A 14,886-nucleotide genomic window follows, 5' to 3' on the forward strand; every position below is an offset into this window, starting at 1 on the left:
CTTCAAACGTAGCTAACCGCGATGATTTCGTATTCGCGCACGCCGCCCGGTGCCTGCACCGATGCAACGTCGCCTTCCGACTTGCCGATCAAGGCGCGCGCGATCGGCGAGCTGATCGAGATCAGGCCGTGGTCGATGTCCGCTTCGTCGTCGCCGACGATCTGGTATTGGACCTTTGCACCCGAATCGAGGTCTTCCAGTTCGAGCGTCGCGCCGAACACCACGCGGCCGTCCGCGTCCACCTTGGACGGGTCGATGACCTGCGCACCTGCCAGCTTCGATTCGATTTCGGCAATGCGGCCTTCGATGAAGCCCTGCTTTTCCTTCGCAGCGTCGTATTCCGCGTTTTCCGACAGATCGCCCTGGGCACGCGCTTCCGCGATCGAATTGATCACAGAGGGACGCTCAACCGATTTCAGACGCTGCAGTTCATCGCGCAACATTTCCGCGCCGCGCTTCGTCAATGGAACAGTGCTCATAAACAACTCTATGCAAAAAAACAGCCGTAAAAAAAATCACCGCGGTTAAGTGCATTTCGCGAGGGCCGGAGCACCGGGGAAAACCCGGGCCCAAAGCACCTGCGAAACGCCGCTTAACCGCGGCACTTACATCCTGGACAGGTATTCGAGCCTTAGTTTAGGCGAGCGTGAAGACCTTGTAAATCATAGACTTCGAGGTCCTTCAAATAGCGCAAACCTTCCACTGCGGCCCGCGCGCCGGACATCGTCGTGTAGTACGTGACCTTGTTCGCCTGCGCGCTCATGCGAATCGAACGCGAATCGGCAATCGCGGCACGGGTTTCGTCGACGGTCGTGAAGACCAGCGCGATCTCGCCGTTCTTGATCATGTCGACGATGTGCGGACGGCCGTCCTTCACCTTGTTGACGACCTTGACCGGCACGCCCGCCGCTTCGATCGCGGCAGCCGTACCCTTGGTCGCGACGATCGGATAACCGAGCTCGTGCAGCATGCGCGCGACTTCGACGGCCTTCGGCTTGTCGGCGTCCATCACGGTCAACAGCACCGTGCCCGACTCCGGCAGACGCGAACCCGCAGCAAGCTGCGACTTGAACAGCGCTTCGCCGAAAGTCTCGCCCACGCCCATTACTTCGCCGGTCGAACGCATTTCCGGTCCGAGCACCGGATCGACTGCCGGGAACTTGACGAACGGGAACACCGCTTCCTTCACGCTGAAGTACGGCGGATCGATTTCCTTCGTCACGCCCTGCGCGGCGAGCTTCTGGCCGACCATCGCACGTGCTGCGATCTTCGCGAGCGGCAGGCTGGTCGCCTTCGACACGTACGGCACCGTACGCGATGCACGCGGGTTCACTTCGAGCACGTAGATCACGTCCTCTTTCGAACCGTCCGGCTGCGGCACTTGCTGGATCGCGAATTGCACGTTCATCAGGCCGATCACGTTCAATGCCTTCGCCATTGCACCGGTCTGGCGCTTCAGCTCGGCAACGGTTTCCTTCGACAGCGAGTACGGCGGCAGCGAGCAAGCGGAGTCGCCCGAGTGCACGCCCGCCTGTTCGATGTGCTCCATCACGCCGCCGATGAACACGGCTTCGCCATCGGAGATGCAATCCACGTCGCATTCGATCGCGTCGTTCAGGAAGCGGTCGAGCAGCACCGGTGAATCGTTCGACACCTTCACGGCCTCGCGCATGTAGCGCTCGAGGTCGCGCGGCTCGTGGACAATTTCCATCGCGCGGCCGCCGAGCACATACGACGGACGCACCACCAGCGGATAGCCGATTTCGTCGGCAAGCTTCAACGCTTCATCTTCGGCGCGCGCGGTGCGGTTCGGCGGCTGACGCAAACCGAGGTCCTGCAGCAGTTTCTGGAAACGCTCGCGGTCTTCCGCGGCATCGATCATGTCCGGCGACGTGCCGATGATCGGCACACCGTTCGCTTCGAGATCGAGCGCGAGCTTCAGCGGCGTTTGACCACCATACTGAACGATTACGCCGACCGGCTTTTCCTTGTCGACGATTTCGAGCACGTCTTCAAGCGTCAGCGATTCGAAGTACAAACGATCGGACGTGTCGTAGTCGGTCGAAACGGTTTCAGGGTTGCAGTTGACCATGATCGTTTCGTAGCCGTCTTCGCGCATCGCGAGCGCGGCGTGCACGCAGCAGTAGTCGAACTCGATACCCTGGCCGATCCGGTTCGGGCCGCCGCCCAGCACCATGATCTTCTTGTTGTTGGTCGGGTTCGCTTCGCACTCGTCTTCGTACGTGGAGTACATGTACGCGGTTTTCGTCGCGAACTCGGCGGCGCAGGTGTCGACGCGCTTGTACACCGGGCGCACGTTCAACTCGATACGACGTTGACGCACTTCCGCCGGCTTCGCGCCGAGCAGCCTGGCGAGGCGGCGATCCGAGAAACCGCTTTGCTTCAGGTAACGCAGTTCGTCATAGGAGAGGCTTGCCAGCGTGCGGCCTTGCAGCGCCTTTTCCTTCAGGATGATCTGTTCGATCTGCGCGAGGAACCACGGATCGATCGCGGTCTCTTCGAAGATTTCCTGCGCCGTCATGCCGACACGGAACGCGTCGCCGACATACCAGATGCGATCCGGACCGGCTTCGCCGATCTCGCGGATGATCTCGTCGCGGTTATCGGTCTTTTCATCCAGACCGTCGACGCCGACTTCCAGACCGCGCAGCGCCTTCTGGAACGACTCCTGAAAGGTGCGGCCGATTGCCATCACTTCACCGACCGACTTCATCTGCGTGGTCAAACGCGAATCGGCTTCGCGGAATTTTTCGAACGCGAAACGCGGAATCTTCGTGACGACGTAGTCGATCGTCGGTTCGAACGATGCCGGGGTCTGCCCGCCGGTGATTTCGTTCTTCAGCTCGTCGAGCGTGTAGCCGACGGCGAGCTTCGCCGCGACCTTGGCGATCGGGAAGCCGGTGGCCTTCGACGCCAGCGCCGACGAACGCGACACACGGGGGTTCATTTCGATCACGATCATCCGGCCATCTTTCGGATTGATCGAGAACTGCACGTTAGAGCCACCGGTATCGACGCCGATCTCGCGCAGCACGGCGAGCGACGCGTTACGCAGGATCTGATATTCCTTGTCGGTGAGCGTTTGCGCCGGCGCGACGGTGATCGAGTCGCCAGTGTGGATGCCCATTGGGTCCAGGTTTTCGATCGAGCAGACGATGATGCAGTTGTCCTTCTTATCGCGGACTACTTCCATCTCGTACTCTTTCCAGCCGAGCAGCGATTCTTCGATCAGCAATTCGCGCGTGGGCGACAGATCGAGACCGCGCTTGCAGATCTCTTCGAATTCGTCGCGGTTGTACGCGATGCCGCCACCCGAGCCGCCCAGCGTGAACGACGGACGGATCACGACCGGATAACCGCCGCTGCCGGTTTCCCCAGCGATACGCGCCTGCACCTGCAGTGCTTCTTCCATCGAATGCGCGGTACCCGACTTGGCCGAACCGAGGCCGATCCTGGTCATCGCATCTTTGAACTTCTGACGGTCTTCCGCCTTGTCGATCGCTTCCGGCGACGCGCCGATCAGCTCGACCTTGTACTTGTCCAGCACGCCGTGCGCGTGGAGATCCAGCGCGCAGTTCAGCGCGGTCTGGCCGCCCATCGTCGGCAGGATCGCGTCCGGGCGCTCCTTGGCGATGATGCGTTCGACCACTTCCCACGTGATCGGCTCGATGTAGGTCACGTCGGCCGTGTTCGGGTCGGTCATGATCGTCGCCGGATTGCTGTTGACGAGAATGACCTTGTAGCCTTCCTCACGCAGCGCCTTGCATGCCTGCGCGCCCGAGTAATCGAACTCGCACGCCTGGCCGATGATGATCGGACCCGCGCCGATGATGAGGATGCTCTTGATGTCTGTCCGCTTGGGCATAACGCTCTCGCTAATGTATTCCTGAATTCTTTCCGTCGGCGCGCGTCGTTTCTAAGTTGCGCGCGCTCTGTTCCTGGCGGTTCTGCTCGCGCATGGCGAGCAGAACCGCATCCATGCTTATGCCGCTGCGGTCTTGTCGCCCTTCTTTGCGTCCATCAACGCGGTGAAGCGGTCGAACAGATAGGCGATGTCATTCGGGCCGGGCGACGCTTCCGGGTGACCCTGGAAGCAGAAAGCCGGCTTGTCAGTCAGCGCGAAACCTTGCAGCGTGCCGTCGAACAGCGAAATGTGCGTGACGCGGGCATTGGCCGGCAGCGTGTCGGCGTCGACCGCGAAGCCGTGATTCTGCGACGTGATGACCACGCGGCCGTCGCCGAGATCCTTCACCGGATGGTTCGCGCCGTGGTGGCCCGTTTTCATCTTCATGGTCTTTGCACCGACCGCGAGACCCATGATCTGGTGGCCGAGGCAGATGCCGAAAGTCGGGATGCCGCGATCGATCAACTCCTTGGTAGCCGCGATCGCGTAGTCGCACGGTTCCGGGTCGCCCGGGCCGTTCGACAGGAAGATGCCGTCCGGATTGAGGGCGAGCGCGTCGGCCGCACTGGCTTGCGCGGGCAGTACGGTGACGTGGCAGCCGCGTTCAGCCAGCATGCGCAGGATGTTGTATTTGACGCCGTAATCGAATGCGACTACGCGGTACTTCGCCGCGTTCTGCTTGCCGTAGCCGGTGCCCAGACGCCATTCGGTCTGGGTCCATTCGTAGGTTTCTTTCGTCGACACGACCTTCGCGAGGTCCATGCCCGACAAACCCGGGAACGAGCGCGCGAGTTCGATTGCCTTCGCTTCGTCATCCGAGCCGGCCAGAATGGCGCCATTCTGCGCGCCCTTGTCGCGCAGCACACGGGTCAGCTTGCGGGTATCGAGACCGGCGATGGCGACAACGCCTTCGTCCTGCAGGTATTGCGGGAGCGTGCGCTCCATGCGGAAGTTCGATGCGAGAACCGGCAGATCGCGAATGATCAGGCCGGCGGCATGGACTTTGGTGGCTTCGACGTCTTCGGCATTCACACCGACGTTACCGATGTGCGGATACGTGAGGGTCACGATCTGGCGCGCGTAGCTCGGGTCAGTCAGGATTTCCTGATAGCCGGTGATAGCGGTGTTGAACACGACTTCGCCGATCGTGTGCCCGGGGGCGCCGATCGAGTAACCACGAAAGACCGTGCCGTCGGCGAGCGCGAGCAGAGCGGGAGAAAATGACGGCAACACGGGAGACTCCTTGGAGAACACCCTGTTGCCGACCTGTCTATCCGACTGCGAGCCGCAGCAAGGCGCATCGGCGAAGATGCGCGCGCAGGCTCGCTCGCGATCTGCTGCCAAGGTTGCAAGGGGCGCGATGGGTCCATTGTATGGACGATCGGCTGGGTGCGGGGCCCTTTGCTACGCTGGCGGCGCGCGGCGGATGAACGGTATGGGAGAGGTAGGCGCTAGGGTGCGGGTTGATAAGCTCAAACCTTGAAATTATAGCGTGAAACTACCCTTCCCGCCAAATCCGAGCTGGCGAGCAAGCGTGAACCAACGCCCGGCACGTTCAGGACTGCCGTTCGGCGACCACGTGCGCCGGCTGACTCAGCCTACGGCCAGGCAATACGTACCAGATCGCGCTCAACACTTGCAGCGCCACCAGAATGCCCCAGGCAGTCAGGTGCGCGGCGGCCGGATAATGGCCGTCGCTCGCCGGCCAGTGCGACAGCACGGCGCCAACGCCAATCTGAAAACCGAAAATCAGCAAAAAAATGATCAGTGTCAGCGTGGTGTTGGCCCGGCCGATCATCTGTGCAGGGAAATGCCGCGCCATCACCGCGTAACTGAGAATGCCGGTGCCGCCGAAAATCCCGTATGCAGCCCACAGCAGCCCCGCAGGCAACCGCACGCCGAACATGATCAGCAACTGCGTGAGAACGAACAGCGCCATGCCGATGCCGCAAAACGCGTACAGCGACACGCCTCGTCGCTCGAGGCTGCGCGCCGCCGCGCCAAAGCCGACGCAGCCGGCCATCATCGCGAAGCCGAGAATCGACACTAACGTAGCAGCTTCACGCGGCTCAAAACCCTGCACATCGCGCAACCAGGCGCCGACCCACAGCGATTGCATCGCGTAGAACACGCCTTGAGTGACAACCGAGAAAGACGCGATTTTCCAGAACGCCGCACTTTTAAGGATATGCAAGGTGCCCTTGAACTGGGCGCCGACACTCGCCTGATGATGCGTTTCTTTGGTGTCCGGTGCGAGCGTCCACAGCGCTACCGCGACGAGCACGGTCAACAGACCCAGCCCGACGCAGACCGCACGCCAACTCGCGAAGGCCAGCACCCACGTAAGCGGCGAACCGACCATCACGCCACCCAGGCCGCCCACCGCCATCAGCAGCCCGTTCATCAGCGGCAAGCGCGCCGGCGCAAAATGCTGCGCCAAGGCCTTGAAGGCAGCGCCAAGACACACCGACACACCAACGCCAATCAGCAAACGCCCGAGCATCATCACGCCGACGCTATGCGCCGCGCCGAACACCCACACCCCCGCCGCAGCAAACAGCAATGTGGCCGCCGTCACCCGACGCGCGCCGAAATGATTGAGCAGCACACCGGCGGGGATTTGCGCGCCCGCGAAGCCGAGAAAATACAGACTGGTCAGCAAACCGAGGTCGGCGGCCGACAAACCGAGATCATGCGTGATGACAGGCGCAAAGCCGAGATTCACGCCGCGAAACACGTACGAAACGAAGTAACCGACAGAAAACAGGAGGAAAACGCGCAGCTGGGTAGACGACATAAGCGAAAGATGGACTGCCCGGTATGGCCAAAGCACGAACGATAAAGGAAACGAGCCGGGTTCGCTCGCAATAGTCTGGAGAATGAAAAACGCCGTCACCACTGGTGACGGCGTTGGAAACAACACGGTGTGATCGGAGCGCAATTCACGCGCTGCCCCCGCAGCGCATGTGGTCACTCCCGTGGGAGCCGCTTTTTGGTCTACTTTCCCTTCTTCGCGTTGGCCGCGGTCTTCGGGCGGCTGTCTGCCGCGGCCTTCGACGCCTTGCCGGACGTGGCAGCCGACACCTTCGTCACCTTGCCCTTGCTGGCGCCTGATGCTGTCGGCTTGCTGGCTTTGCCTACCGGTTCCGATACTTTTACTACGCTGGAACGGCCACGACCCTTCTTCCTATCGTAGCGTGAATCGTTCTTCGTGTCTGCGACGCGGGTGCCGATCTTCTCGACACCGCCGCCTTGCACGTCGGCCGAGATGCGTTCCGGACCGGGTTCGCTCGGCATCGCCTTGCCGACCGGCACATGCAGAACGATTACCTGGCCACGCGAGACCTGATCGCGACGCGTGCGATTCCATGCCTTCAGCTGGCCGATCGAGACGCCGTAGCGCACGGCGATGGCCGCCATCGTCTGATTGCGGCGCACGCGGATCAGCATCTTGCGGGTATCGGGGACGTCGGGCTCCATCGCCAGCACGGCGCTTTCGGCGACGTCCGCGCTGATGTCCTCGTCGTCGTCCGAGCCGCGCGGCACGACGATCGTCGAGCCAGGCTTCAACCGCATGCCGGCTGGAATCTTGTTCACTTCCATCAACGTGTCGGCGTCGACACCGATCTTTTGCGCGATCGCCGCCGGCGCGGAACGCTCAGTGACCGTGTAGGTGGTCCAGGACGACAGCGAACCGGAGTAGGTTTTCAGATTGCGCTCGAAGGCGCTGGCGTTGTCGAACGGCAGCAGGATTTGTGGCTGCGTGGCGCCGAGAATCACCGGCTTCCTGAACGACGGATTCAGCGAGCGGAATTCATCGAGCGAAAGATTCGCGAGCTTCGCCGCCATTTCCACGTCGATATCGTGCGAGGTGGTCACCGTCACGAAATACGGGTGGTTCGGAATCGACGGCAGCGCGAGCCCATACGTCTGCGGGTTCATCACGATGTTCTTCACTGCCTGTAGCTTCGGCACGTAGTTACGCGTCTCGTTCGGCATGCGCAGGCTAAGGTAGTCGGTGGGCAGACCCGCCGCTTCGTTGCGAGCGATCGCGCGCTGCACGTTGCCCTCACCCCAGTTGTACGCGGCGAGTGCCAGTTGCCAGTCGCCGAACATGTCATGCAGACGCGACAGATAATCGAGCGCGGCGCTGGTCGAGGCCAGCACGTCGCGGCGCTCGTCCTGCCACATGTTCTGCTTGAGGTTGTAGGTGCGGCCGGTGCCCGGCATGAACTGCCACATGCCGGCCGCCTTCGCCACCGACAACGCTTGTGGGCTATACGCCGATTCGATGAACGGCAGCAGCGCGAGCTCGGTCGGCATATGGCGCGCCTCGAGCTCTTCGACAATGTGATACAGGTATTTCTGCGACCGCTCCGTCATGCGTTGCACGTAATCGGGGCGCTGTGCGTACCAGTTGACCTGCATGTCGACGAGGTCGGTTTGCAGATCCGGCATTTGAAAACCACGGCGAATACGGCCCCAAAGATCGGCGTCCGCGCTCGTCAGTTGAGTGACCGAGCCTTGGTCGACGTTGATCGTCTCTTTGGCGGTGGCTGTCTTGCGAAGGGCGTCGGCAACGGCTTGCTGACTGGCGGGGTCTGTTGCGGTGGTCGGGCTATTCGTCGCTGGTCCCTGACTCGCGCAGGCGGCGAGCGTCAGAACCAACAACGCACTTAAGATAAATCGCATGAACGTCTCGGCTTCCACAAGGGCTGGAATTTGCAGCCGATAGTACGAAACGGCAACGTTTACGTCAATCGGAAAATGACGAAAAAACCAAGCAAATCTTAGGCTTGGCGAATTTTCGCGATTCTTCGCGTGAGGAACACCCTTATGTCATTCTGGTTAACGGAAGCGGTTTTTCCATTCGCGCATCAGCGTGAATGTTGTCAACCGATCGGACACTTTTTCGTGCAACTGCTCCTGCAAGGTCGTTTGAATGGCCGGATTGCCGGCGCGCAAAAACGGGTTCACCGCGCGCTCGTGGGCGATGGTGGTCGGCAGCGTCGGCACGTGACGCGCCCGCAGTGTGCTCGCTTCGTCACGCCAGGCTTGCAGTTCGGCGTTGCCCGGCTCGCACGCCAGCGCGAAGCGAATGTTCGATAGCGTGTACTCGTGGGCGCAGTGGACCTCGGTGGCGCCGGGCAGCGCGGCCAGCGAATCCAGCGACGCAAGCATCTGCGCGGGCGTGCCCTCGAACAACCGGCCGCAGCCGCAGGCGAACAGCGTGTCGCCGCAAAACACGTGCGGTGTGCCGCGCGGGTCGGCGGCCTGAAAATACGCAATGTGACCGCTCGTATGACCCGGCACATCGAGTACGCTGAATTCGAGCGCGGGCGCCTCGATATTCACGTGATCGCCATTTTTGAGACGATGCGTGAGATGCTCGATCGCTTCACCGGCGGGGCCGTACACGGGCACCGCCTGGCCGTTCAGCAGATCGGCCACCCCGCCGACGTGGTCTTGATGATGGTGGGTGAGTAAAATAGCGCTCAGCAGCCAACCCCTTTTCGCCAGATAAGCGCGAACGGGCGCGGCCTCACCCGGATCGACGACCACCGCATGGTGCCCGTCGGACACGAGCCAGATGTAATTGTCTTCAAACGCCGGGACCGGTACGTACTCGAGCGCATTCATAGGCGACGCATTCTTTGATATGACTGACCGAGCGATTATAGACTGGCCCGCGTGGACCGATTCGCCCCCCGGACGCTACGTGCTCGACTGGGAACAGACCCAGCTCGACCGGGTGGTGTCGGACGTGTTCGGTTACCATGCGCTGCAACTCGGCCTGCCGCAGCTCGATGCCTTGCGCGAAAACCGCATGCCGTGCCGCGGCCTTGTGCTCGACGCCGCGAGCGGCGCCAGCGCGCCCTACACTTTCCCGCGCGGCTTGGGGCGTGTGGGCAACAGCTTCGGCAGCGGCGCCCCGCAAGGCTTGCCCGCGCCGGCCGGGCGAAGCGCTGTGTGGTGCGATCTGCTCGACTTGCCGTTCGAAGCACAAAGCGTCGATCTGATCGTGATGCCGCACACGCTGGAATTCACCAGCGACCCACACCGGCTATTGCGCGAAGCGGAGCGCGTGCTGATGCCCGAAGGGCAACTGATCATTCTCGGCTTCAATTCGCTGTCGCTGTGGGGCGCGCGGCAGTCGGTCGGCAAGATGACCGGCCGGCCGTTCGTACCCGCGGCAGTCGATCTGATTGCGTTCACGCGCCTGAAGGACTGGATCAAGCTGCTTGGTTTCGACCTTGAACGCGGACGCTTCGGCTGCTATCGTCCGCCGCTTGGCAGCGATCAGTGGCTCTCGCGCTACGGTTTCATGGAAGCCGCCGGCGACCGCTGGTGGCCGATTTTCGGCGCTACATACATGATCAAGGCGATCAAGCGCGTGCGCGGCATGCGCCTCGTCGGCCCGCTGAAAGTGAAAAAACCCGTCCTCGCCACGGGCCTCGCGCCCGCCGCCACACCGAACACACGTAACCACACCCAATGACCTCCGATCTCATCGACATTTATACCGACGGCGCCTGCAAGGGCAACCCTGGCCCCGGCGGCTGGGGCGCACTGCTGCGCTTCGGCGACCAGGAAAAAGAACTGTTCGGCGGCGAAGCCAACACCACCAACAACCGCATGGAACTGATGGGCGTGATCGCCGCGCTCGAAGCGCTGAAGCGCCCATGCAAAGCGGTCGTGCACACCGATTCGCAATACGTGCAGAAAGGCATCAGCGAGTGGATTCACGGCTGGAAAAAGAAAGGCTGGATGACCGCGGCGAAAACGCCGGTGAAAAACGCCGATCTGTGGAAGCGGCTCGATGCGCTGGTCGCGCAACACGAAATCGAATGGCGCTGGGTGCGCGGTCACAACGGCCACCCGGAAAACGAGCGCGCCGATCAACTGGCCAATCGCGGCGTCGCGTCACTTGCAGAGATGTGATGCCTGCCTCAATGCCCGCGGCGCCGCACCCGCGCGCGCCCTTCTTTTTCGCTGATTTTTTAGAGCAGGCTAATCCGACATGCGTCAACTCATCCTCGATACCGAAACCACCGGCCTGAATCCACGCACCGGCGACCGGATCCTCGAACTCGGTTGCGTCGAACTGCTGAACCGCCGGCTCACGGGCAACAACCTGCACTTCTACGTGAACCCGGAACGCGACAGCGATCCAGGCGCATTGGCCGTTCACGGGCTGACCACTGAGTTCCTCAGCGACAAACCGAAGTTCGCCGAGATCGCCGACCAGTTTCGCGACTTCATCCAAGGCGCGGACCTGATCATTCACAACGCGCCGTTCGACATCGGCTTTCTCGACGTCGAATTCGCGCTGCTCGGCTTGCCACCGGTCAGCACCTACTGCGGCGAGATCATCGACACGCTGGCGCGCGCCAAGCAGATGTTCCCGGGCAAGCGCAATTCACTCGATGCGTTGTGCGACCGCTTCGGCATCAGCAATGCGCACCGCACGCTGCACGGCGCCCTGCTCGACTCGGAACTGCTCGCGGAAGTCTATCTGGCGATGACGCGTGGCCAGGAAAGCCTCGTCATCGACATGCTCGGCGACGCGCACGTCGGCGGCGATGCGCACGCGCCGCGCGTCGCGCTCGACTCGCTAGAGCTGGTGGTGATCGCCGCCAGCGACGACGAACTCGCCGCGCACCAGACCGTGCTCGACGGCCTCGACAAGGCGGTCAAGGGCACGAGCGTGTGGAGGCTGGAGCCCGCGCCGGCCGCGGATGAGCAAACTACTTAAAAAGTACTTTACGAGTGGGAAAATCCCTGACATAATCCGGCTCTCTTCGGGTGGTTAGCTCAGCGGTAGAGCACTGCCTTCACACGGCAGGGGTCACTGGTTCGATCCCAGTACTACCCACCAGAATTCGAAGAAGACTAAAAGCCTCAGGTCGCAAGACCTGAGGCTTTTTTCTTTTCGCATGCTACGTCCTGGTGATCACATGGCGCATAGCAACGCATTCGCACTGCCCCGTTCGAAGTCAACACCGAAACCTCGTACGATTGCAGGCGCGAAATAGTGCTGATATAGTCGGTTCCCGGGCATTCGCCCCGGCTACATTCTCTTCACCTCATCGACTACAGGGAGGCGTCACATGTTCGCAGTGCATATCGCCGTCCCTGGCATGGTCTCGCGGCCGTAACTGGTCGCTCACGCGGTTCTGCCTGAACAGGCGTCCCGCGCAATTCCCAGACAGTCCGCAGTCTTTTTGCCAGTACATTCTGGCGCCCTCCGACTGTCTCGTCCTTTCGCTCCTGACTGGAACCTCGGTGTGCTCATGCGCCACCGGGTCGCGGCAAATGACTAGAAAAAAACTCGACTTTCGCGGACAAGCCTTCAAGGATGTTCTCGGCTTCACCTTCCGTCACTGGGCCCGGCAGCCCTGGCGCATCTTCGCTATTACGGTGCTGGTGCTGTTCTCGGCATTGGCCGACGTGCTCACGCCGATGTTCGCCGGGCGGCTCGTCGACGCGATCGCGTCAGGCTCGGCCGGCAACGACAACGTCTGGCACGCGGCGCTCACGGCCTTCTGCGTGCTGAGCGCACTCGGGCTCGGCGCCACCCTGCTTCGCCAGGGCGTTTTCTTCAACATCATCAAGCTGACGCTCAAGATGATGAGCGAGATCGCCGCGAATGCGTTTCATCGCGTGCAGCGCTTTTCGACCGACTGGCATGCCAACAGCTTCGCCGGATCCACGGTGCGCAAAATCACGCGCGGTATGTGGGCGCTCGATCTGCTCAACGACACGCTGCTGATCGCGCTGTTCCCGTCGCTGGTCATGCTGGTCGGCGCGACGGTGTTGCTAGGCGTGCGCTGGCCCTTGATGGGCGCGGTCGTCGGTGTCGGCTCCGTGCTGTATATCGCGGTAACCGTTGCGCTGTCGCTCGGCTTCGTTGCGCCCGCCGCGCGCCTTGCGAACGCATGGGATACGCGCATGGGCGGCGCGCTCGCCGATGCGGTCAGTTGCAACGGCGTGGTGAAAGCATTCGGCGCCGAAGACCGCGAAGAACGCCTGCTTGCCCGTGTGATCGGCAAGTGGCGTCATCGCACGCGCCGCACGTGGATGCGCGGCACGATCAACGGCGGCGTACAGGGCGGCATGCTGGTGGCGATTCAGGCCGCGATCCTAGGCGCGGCGCTGCTGCTGTGGGCTCGTGGCGAGGCAAGCGTCGGCGACATCACGTTCGCACTGACGATGTTCTTCATGCTGCAAGGCTATCTGCGCGAAGTGGGCATGCATATCCGCAACCTTCAGCGCTCGGTCAACGACATGGAAGAACTGGTGTCGCTGGAGAGCCAACCGCTCGGTATCGAAGACCTGCCCGGCGCGGGTCCGATCTCGATCGGCAAGGGCGAGATCCGCTTCGAACATGTCGCCTTCCACTATGGCGCGAACGCCACGCCGCTCTATGACGATTTCTCCGTGCGCATTGCCCCGGGCGAACGCGTGGGGCTGGTGGGGCATTCAGGATCCGGCAAGACGACGTTCATCAAGCTGATCCAGCGGCTATACGACATCTCGGAAGGCCGGATCACGATCGACGGCCAGGACATCGCCCGTGTGCAGCAAGCATCGTTGCGCAGCCAGATTGCAATCGTTCAGCAGGAGCCCGTGCTGTTTCATCGGTCGCTTGCCGAGAACATCGCGTATGCGCGGCCCGGCGCAAGCCGTGCCGAGATCGAACGCGCGGCAAGGCTCGCCAGCGCCCATGGCTTCATCGCGGCGCTGCCTGACGGGTACGACACGCTGGTGGGTGAGCGTGGCATCAAACTCTCGGGCGGCGAACGTCAGCGGGTCGCTATCGCGCGGGCGTTCCTTGCTGACGCGCCGATCCTGATTCTGGACGAAGCGACGTCGAGCCTCGACAGCGAAAGCGAAGTGCAGATCCAGCAGGCGATGGAGCGGCTGATGATGGGCCGCACGACGCTAGTGGTGGCGCACCGTCTTTCCACCGTGCGAGCGCTCGACAGGCTGCTGGTACTGGACAAGGGCAAGATCATCGAGGAAGGCGACCACGAGACGCTGATCAAGCTCGAGAACGGCCTGTACCGCCGCTTGTTCGAACGTCAGGCGCTGGAGCTGATCAAGGGATTGACCGATTCGGAGGTCACGCACAAAACCACTGGCGCGAAGGCAAATCGGACGGACGATTCGACGTTACTGGTGGGAAAGTAAATTGTTTTAAGTGTGAGGGACGGCGGCGCCGGTGAGCAGCAGGCTGTGAAAGGGCTTGCGCGCCGGTGCTCCCGCTTCGATATCCGCGTCGGTCGCGTGTGCGTCCTCATCCGCTTATGTTCAAACCGCAAGCGCCCCCACTACTAGACCACGCCCGCCGGCAGCCCGATGCCACGCGCCATCCCCGATGCGGCGAACACCATCGCAATCAGCAACACCGTCTGGATCACGCTGATGTGGGCGAACCTCCGCGCTCGCCGCAGATCCGGCGGACTGCCTTTGCGAAGTGCGGCACGCCAACGCATTAGCGCGAGCATCGGCGGGACTTCGAGGATGAGAATCAGCACGAGCAGCGTCATCTTGACGCGAAACAGCGGCTCATGAAGATAGTAGCCGGCGCCCTTTTCGAAGCCGCCGAAGGCGCGCATCAAACCGGTTACGATCAGGAGCAGTGCCGCGATGCCCCACCCAGTGTCGGCGCGGAAAACGGACCGTAACGCGGCAGGGACAGTGGCGCGGCGCAGCGCCCAGGTACGCCGGAGAATCGACGCAAGCGCAAAGCCATATGCAAGCAGGTGAACGGTGGCAAGCAACCAGCGGACCAGCATAGCGACTCCCGTAAAAGGACGCGACACGATCGATGTATTTCTCACTCGCCCGCATTCGCGCTGGACGCGCCGGGCGGTGTTGCCTCATTGATGCTCAGTATGGGCTCTCTACGCTATGCATGCTTCGACCGCAGGCGCGGTCGATTTGCTCGAACAGCC

11 protein-coding genes and 1 tRNA gene are annotated in these 14,886 nt (G+C 62.1%); 5 read left to right on the forward strand and 7 right to left on the reverse strand.

The window, feature by feature from the left end; genetic code table 11:
- Window positions 1-2: 2 nt before the first annotated feature.
- The 6 genes from greA to gloB all read right to left on the reverse strand — a co-directional run bounded on the left by greA (window position 3) and on the right by gloB (window position 9,565).
- On the reverse strand, window positions 3-479 hold the full coding sequence (gene greA / locus AC3WOG_RS15240; RefSeq protein ID WP_492578768.1) for a transcription elongation factor GreA: 477 nt from the start codon (window positions 477-479) through the stop codon (window positions 3-5).
- 152 nt (window positions 480-631) lie between these two features.
- Window positions 632-3,886, reverse strand: coding sequence for a carbamoyl-phosphate synthase large subunit (gene carB / locus AC3WOG_RS15245; RefSeq protein ID WP_492578769.1), 3,255 nt, complete (start codon window positions 3,884-3,886; stop codon window positions 632-634).
- 117 nt (window positions 3,887-4,003) lie between these two features.
- Window positions 4,004-5,158: a glutamine-hydrolyzing carbamoyl-phosphate synthase small subunit gene (gene carA / locus AC3WOG_RS15250; RefSeq protein WP_492578770.1), complete on the reverse strand. Its 1,155-nt coding sequence runs from the start codon at window positions 5,156-5,158 to the stop codon at window positions 4,004-4,006.
- A 322-nt stretch (window positions 5,159-5,480) separates the two neighbouring features.
- Window positions 5,481-6,722, reverse strand: a complete 1,242-nt coding sequence (locus tag AC3WOG_RS15255) for an MFS transporter (RefSeq protein ID WP_492578771.1) — start codon at window positions 6,720-6,722, stop codon at window positions 5,481-5,483.
- A gap of 200 nt (window positions 6,723-6,922) precedes the next feature.
- Entirely contained in the window at window positions 6,923-8,617 is a 1,695-nt protein-coding gene (locus AC3WOG_RS15260) for a transglycosylase SLT domain-containing protein (RefSeq protein ID WP_492578772.1), read from the reverse strand.
- Between the two features lie 156 nt (window positions 8,618-8,773).
- Complete coding sequence (gene gloB, locus AC3WOG_RS15265; RefSeq protein WP_492578773.1) at window positions 8,774-9,565, reverse strand: hydroxyacylglutathione hydrolase; 792 nt, start codon at window positions 9,563-9,565, stop codon at window positions 8,774-8,776.
- A gap of 19 nt (window positions 9,566-9,584) precedes the next feature.
- On the opposite strand from gloB, the gene AC3WOG_RS15270 reads away from it, so the two are divergent.
- The 5 genes from AC3WOG_RS15270 to AC3WOG_RS15290 all read left to right on the forward strand — a co-directional run bounded on the left by AC3WOG_RS15270 (window position 9,585) and on the right by AC3WOG_RS15290 (window position 14,119).
- Window positions 9,585-10,424 (forward strand): class I SAM-dependent methyltransferase, encoded by an 840-nt coding sequence (locus AC3WOG_RS15270; RefSeq protein WP_492578774.1) that lies wholly within the window; start codon window positions 9,585-9,587, stop codon window positions 10,422-10,424.
- Window positions 10,421-10,867: a ribonuclease HI gene (gene rnhA, locus AC3WOG_RS15275; RefSeq protein ID WP_341314767.1), complete on the forward strand. Its 447-nt coding sequence runs from the start codon at window positions 10,421-10,423 to the stop codon at window positions 10,865-10,867. The genes AC3WOG_RS15270 and rnhA overlap by 4 nt, the downstream gene beginning before the upstream one ends.
- A 79-nt stretch (window positions 10,868-10,946) precedes the next feature.
- Window positions 10,947-11,681: a DNA polymerase III subunit epsilon gene (gene dnaQ, locus AC3WOG_RS15280; protein ID WP_492578775.1), complete on the forward strand. Its 735-nt coding sequence runs from the start codon at window positions 10,947-10,949 to the stop codon at window positions 11,679-11,681.
- Between the two features lie 48 nt (window positions 11,682-11,729).
- Window positions 11,730-11,804, forward strand: a tRNA-Val gene (locus AC3WOG_RS15285).
- A gap of 437 nt (window positions 11,805-12,241) precedes the next feature.
- Window positions 12,242-14,119, forward strand: a complete 1,878-nt coding sequence (locus AC3WOG_RS15290) for an ABC transporter ATP-binding protein (RefSeq protein ID WP_492578776.1) — start codon at window positions 12,242-12,244, stop codon at window positions 14,117-14,119.
- A 143-nt stretch (window positions 14,120-14,262) separates the two neighbouring features.
- On the opposite strand, the gene AC3WOG_RS15295 is transcribed toward AC3WOG_RS15290, so the two are convergent.
- The gene (locus AC3WOG_RS15295) at window positions 14,263-14,727 is read right to left on the reverse strand and encodes a DUF2214 family protein (RefSeq protein WP_492578777.1); all 465 of its coding nucleotides are present in this window, start codon (window positions 14,725-14,727) and stop codon (window positions 14,263-14,265) included.
- Window positions 14,728-14,886 lie beyond the last annotated feature (159 nt).

The sequence above is a fragment of the Paraburkholderia sp. FW306-02-B genome, from assembly GCF_058782725.1.